Genomic DNA, 6027 nt, shown 5'->3' on the forward strand with positions numbered 1-6027 from the left:
TCACAACCTCAGGAGGTCGATTCGGTCTCTTTGAAGGCCTTATGTAGCTTTTCTATAAGGGACTGTGCGTGACCGTACTTTTTGGGGTCCCTTTGAGCCGACTTCTGCAGCTCTCCAAAAATTAAATTCCTGCGGTCTTTGTCTTTAGCCATCATTTGCAGCAAGTCCAGGATAAACTCCGCCGTTTCCTCATCACGCATTTCCGGCCTTGATTCGACCGTGACCGCTACATCCTTGGTGAGAACCCTGACGGTTAGTCTTCCCCTTTTTCTATCGCAATTGTCGAAGATATCGCCGTTATATGTGCCGGTTTTCTGATTAGGCGCCGGCTTTATCTTTACTTTGATCTGTCCATGATGATTCTCGATCTCGGCGTCTAACGTGGTCCCGAGTTCGTCCCCCAATTTCAGCTTACCCACCCTGAGGTTCGCGTGTCTGGCATCCGGGTCCAGATGTACTCGTACGATTTCCGACGGCCCTTCGAGTGCGAAACTCATCCAGGACGAATCATGGCACCAGTCATGGCACGGATCACAGGAAGAGTCGGGACACCCTGCACCGTAGTTATATGATGGTGACCATGATGGCGAAGCGTTAGGAATCGACAGATTGGGGACGAAAGCCATCAGGCTATCGAACCAAAGCCTTCCCAAATGGACCAAAGGATTCGATGGCCAAGTTCCGGTATATCCAGCTCCCGAGCCGCAAGACGACCGATAATTACCCATGGTTTTCCTCCGTTGGGGCCTAGTCTAGCATCAATCTGCAATACCTAGCGGGCTAATTCAGCCCCGCCGCCGGCTAGCAAAACTAAAGGCTCTCGAAGTCTCGTCAAATCCGCCGCAGAATTTCCAGTACGTCCGAAATCGATTGCCATCGTTCTTCCGGCTGGCGCGCGAGGGATCTGGCGATGACGTCCTGCAAGGCCGGCGGCGCGGCTCCCGCAGTCATCTCGCGCGCAAGCAAGCCGAAGGCGAAGATGTCGGTGCGCGCGTCGGTGGGGCGGCCTTCCGTCTGCTCGGGCGCCAGGTAGGCCGGCGTTCCTGCTCCCGACATCCCGAAGTCGAGAACCTTTACCCCGCTTCGCGTCAGCATGATGTTCTGCGGCTTCAGATCGTGATGAACGATCGCTTGTTGATGAGCGTGTTCGAGCGCTTCGGCGATCTGAATCAGGTAACGGAGCGCGTCGGTTAGCGGCAGCGGTCCCTGTGCGAGACGATCCGAGAGCGCCTCTCCGACGAGATATTCGAAGACCAGGTAGTGCGTATCCCCGTCGTTGCCGGCATCGTGCAGGATGCAAATGTGTGGATGACTCATGGCCGCGATCGCGCGGGCTTCCTCCTGGAAGCGGCGGAATCGTTCGGGATCGCCGGCGAGATATGCGGGCAGGATCTTGACCGCGACGAGCCGGTTAAGATGGGGATCGACGGAGCAATAGACATCGCCCATGCCCCCACGCCCCGCGAGACCGAGGAGCTGATACCGGCCGAGCATGCGGCCGGTCAGCAATCCGGCGCCTTCAGCGGCGAGAGATTCGGCCGCAAAGCGCATCGCAGGCTTGTCGAGAAATGTTTCCGCCTCACTGTCGCATGCCAACAGCGATTCGACTTCCGAGCGCACGGACTCGTTGCCGGCGCAGGCACGGTCGAGAAACGCCTTGCGTTCTGCCGGCGGCAGCGGCGACGTCTGGCTATAAATTGTCTGAATCCGCTGCAGGCGTTCCTGTTCCACCTTTGACTCCATGCCCAAGTTCCCGAAGCAGCCAGGCCTTCGCGAAATTCCAGTGACGGCTGACGGTAACCGGCGAGACGCCCAGGGCTTCGGCCGTTTCTTCCACGCTGAAACCTCCGAAGTAGCGCAACTCGACCACGCGCGCCAGCTGCGGATCGGCGGCTGCCAGGCGCTAGAGCGCCAGGTCGACCTCCAACAACAAGCCCAGACGATCATCGACCGCCGCATACGTGATCTCCGCTTCCTCGAACGCGACGGCGTGTGCGCCTCCGCCACGCTTGGCATAGCAACGCGAACGGGCGTAATCGACCAGAATCCTTCGCATCAACTGAGCGGAAACGCCGAAGAAATGGCCGCGGTTCTGCCATTGCACGTTTTTCCAGTCCATCAGCCGGAGGTAGGCTTCGTTTACCAGCGCCGTTGCCTGCAAGGTGTGACCGGGACGCTCGCGCCCCATATATCCGCCGGCCAATCGATACAATTCCCGGTAAACAACAGGAGTCAGCTGCTCCAGCGCGCTTTCGTCACCCTCGCTCCACGCCCGCAGCAGCTTCGTCAGTTCGCCGGACGATATCTCTGCCATGCGTCTACTGTATCCCTCCCGTCAACTTCACGGACTCCCGAAAATTTCCGAATGGGTGATAGCCGCCCGGCCGGATTCCCGCCTTACTTGATAGAAGCGAATTTTTGACGTTCAACAAAAGGAGTTCACCATGAAATCGAAACAAATAAAGGCGGCCATCACAGCCGCTCTTTTGCTTGGAACTGTGATCGTGTTTTCCAGTAATACTGCTCTGGCTCAACAGACGCTGACGCTGAGGGCCAACATCCCGTTCGATTTTTATGCGGGACAGAAACTGATGCCTGCAGGTGCTTATCGGGTGCAAACTATCGGCCCGAACGTTATCCGGCTGACCCACGTCGATTCGTTCACGACCGTGGCGTTCTTGGTCCTGGGGGCGCCCGACTCGAAAGATGCCTCGCCAAGGATCGTCTTCAAGGCGTACGGCGGCGGCGACAAGTACCTCTCGGAGCTGTGGTGGGGACAGAAGGGCTCGATCGAGTTGCCTTCCCCGAGAGAACGCGAGCTGGCACTGGCATCTTCTCAGATCCGTGTATCCCTCAGTGCAGCGGGCCGTTAGGCACGGGATTTCTCAGCTGTGGCGCGCCCAACATGTAGTCGCGGGCTTTAGCCCGCGACTACATGTTGGGATCCGAACCCCTCACTTCGCTGACGTACTCGATTGCGTTTTCTGAACGACGTTGCCCAGCGTCCGGTCGAATTCGATATTGTTCTTCTTCAGTGTCATGCCCATCGACCGATCCAGCTCCACCAGCGCTTCGGTAAAGTTCACAAGCGTCTGCGCCTCGTTGGTCTGAGCCAGCGCAAGGAAGTTCTGATCGTTGATGATGAACTGAATCGTGGATGTCCCGAGATCGAACTTGGCCTGCTCGGCCTCCAAAGTATCCTGGGCAAGCTCGCGCGCGGTCTTCGCTGTGTCGATCCGCGCTTTATACATTTCGACAGCCATCAGGGAATTACGAACATCGAGGGCAATAGCCTGGACCGTGCTGTCCATCTGGTTGCGCGACATGCGCTGATCATTGAGCGCCTTCCCGTAAGCGGCGTTTGCGGCCTTGTTGTCGATCGGTATGACGACGGAGATGCCGCCCGAAAACCCAGTGTAGCCGTACGAGAACAACTGCCCCAGGGAACTGAAGGGGCCGCCCGGCACAGGAACAATGAAAGCAGGACTGTTGAGCAGAAAACCCCGGCGCTGCGCGCCTCCGACGCCATTCTGGTCGAATGACGCCGTTAAATCGATGACCGGCTTTCTCTGGTTGTTCGTGTACGTGATTTCGATGTCTTTATTCTTCAGGTCCAATTGCGCCTGGCGGAGTTCCGGCCGGTTCTCCAGGGCGATCCGGACCGCTTCTTCGAGCGTCGGAATCTGAGCGGCTTCCGGCCGGACCGGCAGATCCTGGGCTTTCAGTTTCATCAGAAACATCGACGGGTCTTTCTCGCTCGACACCAGCGTCTTCAACTGATCTTCCGCGGTCGTCACGGCGTATCTGGCCTGGACGAGCTGATCGTTGACCGTCGCCACCTGTGCTTTGGTAGGAATGAGATCGACCTGGGCCAGCGTACCAATTTCCACCTTTTGCCGGTTCTGGTCGAGCAGCGTTTGCGCCCGGGTGAGCGATTGCTGCGTCAAATCCAGGTTATCGCCCGCGAAAACAAGATTCCAATACGATTTCTGAGCCTGAACGATCAGGCTGGTGAGCTGGAGCTCGAACGCCGCCTCGGAACTCTTCTCCGTATTCTGCCCTTCCAGCACTTGGCGCAAATTCACAACCCGGCCGCGGTTTTGCAGAAGATGCTGGCCGACAGTGTAGGTCGCGCGACTCGTATAGGACGGATTGAAGATGGTGCTGCTGCTGTTCGTCAACAGGCGGACCATATTCAAGTCGACGCTGACGCTCGTACCCGAGGGAAGTAACTGCGAGACGTTGGCGTCGAGCAGTCCCGTGTTTGTAATTTGCGACATCGCGCCGTAGAACTGTGACGAACTCAAGGCAACATCCCGCGAAACATTGCTCGTGAGCCTCAGCGACGGCAACAACGCCTGCCAGAAGACGAGAGACTGGTAGTACAAGGACCGGGGAGCCATGCGGTCAGCGCGGATATTGAGGTTATTGTCGAGCATCATATTGACGACGTCGTTCATCGTGACCGGCAACTCGCCGGTCCGAAGCAACTGCCCCAACTGCCCGCCCGGCGAACTCGCAGCGGCGGGTGCCCCAACTGGTGATGGATCAGGGTGGGCATCATAACGATGCAGAAACTTATCCACCCAGTTCTCCGATGCCATGCCCGGTTTGGCAACCATCGTGATGAGTAGCAGAGCGATGAATGTCCTGGTGAGCTTCATTCGTAAACTCCAATGAATGAGATGCCGGAACTCCTGACTTCTTCTGTCACAAGTACTTATGAGTGTTTAGCTGAGGCGGAAGGCCGTCCGGAGGAGCCCAAAGCTGTATAAGATACAGCAATCCTGAAGTCCTGGGAGGAGAAATTGCTATCCTCCCGGCAACTTAGCAGTCAAAATGCCTACGCTTCACGCTGTTCGGAGGTCCAAATAAATGACCCGCATTGGTCTGATCCTTCTGATTGCCGCACTTCTGACGATTCCTATAATCGCGGCCCAATTGAAGGTGGATGTCGCTCTTGTCAACGTGGTTGCAACGATCACCGACGAGACCGGACACTATATTCCGGACCTTACTGAAGACGATCTGATTGTCGAAGAGGACGGCCAGCCGCAGACAATCGCGCATCTGAGTCAATCCAGCGACCTCCCGGTGAGCATGGGTATTCTCCTGGATACCAGCGGAAGCATGCTCCGGAAGATCGGCACGGCAACGAGCGCGGTCGAGAAGTTCATTCGCACCGTACACCGGCAGGACGACATCTTCTTGATGACGTTCGCCGACACCCCCGTACTGCGCCAGGACTTCACCGACAATCGCGAAAGGCTTGCTTCGGCGTTGCGCCGCGTAAATGTCGGTGGTGGAACGTCGCTCTACGACGCATTGTATGAAAGCCTGCGTAAAGTTAAAAGCGGCGCCCACGAGAAGAGAGCCATTCTGCTCCTCACGGACGGCGAAGACACAGCCAGCGCACGAACATTCGAATACGCCGAGCAAAGCGTCAAGGAATCCGAAATTCTGGTCTATTGCCTGGGAATTTCTCCGAGCGGCGGGGTGTTGAGCGAGGGAAATCCGAATCCATATCCCGGCGGTCCGACTTACCCCGGAGGCGGCCGGCGGGGTCCGACAAACGGGCCCAGCATCAATCTTCCAATTCCGGGCATTCCAGGCATCCCGGGTATCCCAGGTACGGGTTATCCCGGCAGGTTCCCTGCACTTCCAGCCCAGCAGTATCCAAGGGGCCCGCGGGTTTCACGGGGCGACGAGGACACGGTCGATATGGGCGTCCTGGACGCCTTTGCCGATTCGAGCGGCGGAAAGGCGTGGCTTCTTTCCGGCAACTGGATGGACAATCGAGGGCTGGAGATCGAGAACATTCTGGATGAAATCGCAAACGAATTGCGGAACCAGTACAGCATCGGGTATTACCCGAATCATCCTTTGAACGACGGCAAGTGGCACCACATCGAAATCCGGGCAAAGAATAATCGGTATCGTGTTCGCGCGCGTAAAGAGTATTTCGGCCAGAAGTAATTTCATAAACATTCCTCGTGAGCGACCCTCTGCCGGCCGCTTCGCGGCCGG

The 6027-nt window shown here is 57.3% G+C and carries 5 protein-coding genes and 1 pseudogene; 2 read left to right on the forward strand and 4 right to left on the reverse strand.

The window, feature by feature from the left end; translation table 11 throughout:
• Positions 1–8: 8 nt before the first annotated feature.
• From VGK48_07195 to VGK48_07205, 3 genes and pseudogenes are all read right to left on the reverse strand, one after another.
• Positions 9–497: a hypothetical protein gene (locus VGK48_07195; protein ID HEY2380955.1), complete on the reverse strand. Its 489-nt coding sequence runs from the start codon at positions 495–497 to the stop codon at positions 9–11.
• Positions 498–831: 334 nt separating this feature from the next.
• A complete protein-coding gene (locus VGK48_07200) occupies positions 832–1743 on the reverse strand; it encodes a serine/threonine-protein kinase (GenBank protein HEY2380956.1) in 912 nt (303 codons plus the stop codon).
• Positions 1691–2314, reverse strand: a pseudogene (locus VGK48_07205) (sigma-70 family RNA polymerase sigma factor). Before VGK48_07205 ends, VGK48_07200 begins: the two are co-directional and overlap by 53 nt.
• Positions 2315–2444: 130 nt before the next feature.
• Here VGK48_07205 and VGK48_07210 point away from each other — a divergent pair.
• A complete protein-coding gene (locus VGK48_07210) occupies positions 2445–2873 on the forward strand; it encodes a hypothetical protein (GenBank protein HEY2380957.1) in 429 nt (142 codons plus the stop codon).
• Positions 2874–2954: 81 nt separating this feature from the next.
• Here VGK48_07210 and VGK48_07215 read toward each other — a convergent pair whose 3' ends face one another.
• Positions 2955–4664, reverse strand: coding sequence for a TolC family protein (locus VGK48_07215; protein HEY2380958.1), 1710 nt, complete (start codon positions 4662–4664; stop codon positions 2955–2957).
• A gap of 211 nt (positions 4665–4875) precedes the next feature.
• Here VGK48_07215 and VGK48_07220 point away from each other — a divergent pair, with 211 nt between their 5' ends.
• A complete protein-coding gene (locus VGK48_07220; GenBank protein ID HEY2380959.1) occupies positions 4876–5976 on the forward strand; it encodes a VWA domain-containing protein in 1101 nt (366 codons plus the stop codon).
• The last annotated feature ends 51 nt before the right edge of the window (positions 5977–6027 follow it).

It is taken from the genome of Terriglobia bacterium (genome assembly GCA_036496425.1).
Classification (GTDB): domain Bacteria; phylum Acidobacteriota; class Terriglobia; order 20CM-2-55-15; family 20CM-2-55-15; genus 20CM-2-55-15.

Bases quoted from the DNA above. Each gene is read 5' to 3' on its own strand.
- VGK48_07195 (HEY2380955.1), bottom strand. From the start codon at position 497: ATGAGTTTCGCACTCGAAGGGCCGTCGGAAATCGTACGAGTACATCTG.
- VGK48_07200 (HEY2380956.1), bottom strand. From the start codon at position 1,743: ATGGAGTCAAAGGTGGAACAGGAACGCCTGCAGCGGATTCAGACAATT.
- VGK48_07210 (HEY2380957.1), top strand. From the start codon at position 2,445: ATGAAATCGAAACAAATAAAGGCGGCCATCACAGCCGCTCTTTTGCTT.
- VGK48_07215 (HEY2380958.1), bottom strand. From the start codon at position 4,664: ATGAAGCTCACCAGGACATTCATCGCTCTGCTACTCATCACGATGGTT.
- VGK48_07220 (HEY2380959.1), top strand. From the start codon at position 4,876: ATGACCCGCATTGGTCTGATCCTTCTGATTGCCGCACTTCTGACGATT.